The 2,304-nt window shown below is 47.8% G+C and carries 1 protein-coding gene; it reads left to right on the plus strand.

Features of this window, described 5'->3' with window-relative positions:
• Positions 1–289 precede the first annotated feature (289 nt).
• A complete protein-coding gene (locus GX016_05930; protein ID HHT71098.1) occupies positions 290–2,086 on the plus strand; it encodes an IS1634 family transposase in 1,797 nt (598 codons plus the stop codon).
• The last annotated feature ends 218 nt before the right edge of the window (positions 2,087–2,304 follow it).

Raw genomic sequence — 2,304 nt, forward strand, 5'->3', positions numbered from 1 at the left:
AGGTAATGGCGGTATCAAAATAACCGTCGTCGGCCAATAATTGAGTTAACCGCTGTGCTAAATCAAAACGTAAAGCATCGATGAGAAAAACTGCGGTAGTACCGGTCGTCGGTGGGATAAAGTCGCGCCAAAAGGAAATTTGGGTTGGCCCGACTTTTACAGTTTGCGTACCCTACCACCTCTAAATAACCACATCAACTCCTTTGGAAACGCAGATTCCTGCGTTTTTTTGTATTCCCCTCTTGTTGTTATGCTAACGTTATGCTAATATATGGATGGGTGATGCAATATGATCAAAATCGACAAAAGAACGAATAAGGATGGAACCCCTAGAACACAAGTACGTGTAGTCGAAGGCTATCGCCCCGGACCGGGCATGGCGACCAAACAACGGACGATCCGAGATTTTGGCTGTCTCGAAGACCAACCGGATCCCGAAGCCTTCATGGCCAAGGTTAAAGAATTCAATGCCAATTATAGAGCAGAGAATGCTCCACTTCGAATTGAGGCAACCGGTACCGCTAGGATGTACTCGACAGAAAACCGGCAGCTGAACTACGGCTATAGGTTTCTCGAGGCCGTCTACCGGCTACTTGAAATCGATGCATTCATAACACGCTATGAGGAAGCGCACGGATTTCGGGGTGAATATGCTCTCAGGGATATATTCAAATTTTTGGTGCTCCTGAGGATCCTCCAACCAGACTCCAAGCGTGCTTCTTTCCAGCTGAAGAACGGCTTCTACCAATTACCTGTTGACTTCACGCTACCTGATGTTTACCGATCCCTTGATCATTTTGCCGCTTTTGAAGTAGAACTTCAGCGGCATTTGAATGAACGGGTCAAGGAGACGATCGGCCGGGATCTGTCATACGCCTTCTATGATGTAACCAACTACTTCTTCGAGATCGATTTTCCCGCCGGCGAGGACGACCTACGTAAAAAAGGCGTATCCAAGGAGCACAGCACCAATCCCATCACCGCCATGGGCCTTTTTATGGACGAAAACGGGCTTCCCATCAGCATGTCAATTTTCCCCGGTAACACCAGTGAGTCCCTTACCCTTCAACCCACCATGCAAGATGTTAAAGAGTCATACGGTCTTGGCCGGCTAGTGGTGGTTGCCGACAAGGGGCTTAATTCAGCCAAGAATATCGACATGATCGTAAATGCTGGTGACGGCTTCGTCTTCTCGCAAATACTAAAAGGGAAGAAGGGGCAGCGCTATAAGGACAAGTTATTTGATAACAGCGGCTGGACATGGAACGAGAACGCTACCTATGGGTACAAGCTATTTACGGAGGAGTATGAGGGCAAGGACAAGGACGGGAAGAAAGAAATACGGACCAGGAAGGTGCTTCTTTATTGGAATAAACCCCAAGCTGATATGGCCAGGCGTAAGCGGGAAGAAAAGCTTAAAAAGGCTGCCCTCGCCGTCAAGAACAATGCCTATGGCATCAAAAAAGGGGTGGATGAATACACGAAGGAAGATATTGTTGATCAGGAAACCGGTGAGATCCTGGAAAACACGAAGAAGCTTCGCAGTGTGGATTTAGAGAAGGCCGAAAGAGATGCGATGTATGACGGCTACTTTTGTATCATCACCAGCGAACTTGACTATGATGAAAGGAAAATACGCCAGGTATACGGCGGCCTATGGCGGGTAGAGCAGTCGTTTAGGATTATGAAAACGGATCTTTATGCCAGACCGGTGTTTGTCAACAAGAATGAACATATTCGGGCGCATTTCCTGATCTGCTTTGTGGCTCTACTTATTATCCGTATCATTCAGCACCGCATGGGAAAGCAGGCACTGTCGGCGGAACGGATCGCAAGGGCGCTAAATGCAGCCACGTGCCGGATTTTCAAAGGTGGCATCGTGCACTTGGACGATGTTGGAGGGGCGATCGCTTTCCAAAAGATGCGCGACAAGAAAGGCAACCTTGTGGATACGCTGGCATTTACGGATGAAGATGAAATCGCACTGGATTACCGGTTAATCCAGCAAACGTACGGCACGGATTGTTACAATGTTTTCTTGCGGCAAGAGGTGTTCAACAAGTTCCTGAAGGGGATCTCACTTTAGCATAACAAGATTTTCATAAGATGCCTTGGTAAGAATGCCCGTAGTTACAGGGAGCGTGGGCGTCTCGGCTTTTTTGAAGTGTAAAAGTCAGGGCCACCAGCCGGGAGGCTTAGTTTCCTAAGGGAGACAGGGCCTTTTTACTGGCAGTTCTTTCCTGTACCTGGATACAACTAAATAATTATGGTATAATAACTGGAAGATGCATCCCACTGAGGAGG

It is taken from the genome of Bacillota bacterium, from assembly GCA_012837285.1.
In the GTDB taxonomy this organism is placed as follows: domain Bacteria; phylum Bacillota; class DTU030; order DUMP01; family DUMP01; genus DUNI01.

Coding starts and splice junctions, on each gene's coding strand:
- GX016_05930 (HHT71098.1), top strand. CDS start 290: ATGATCAAAATCGACAAAAGAACGAATAAGGATGGAACCCCTAGAACA.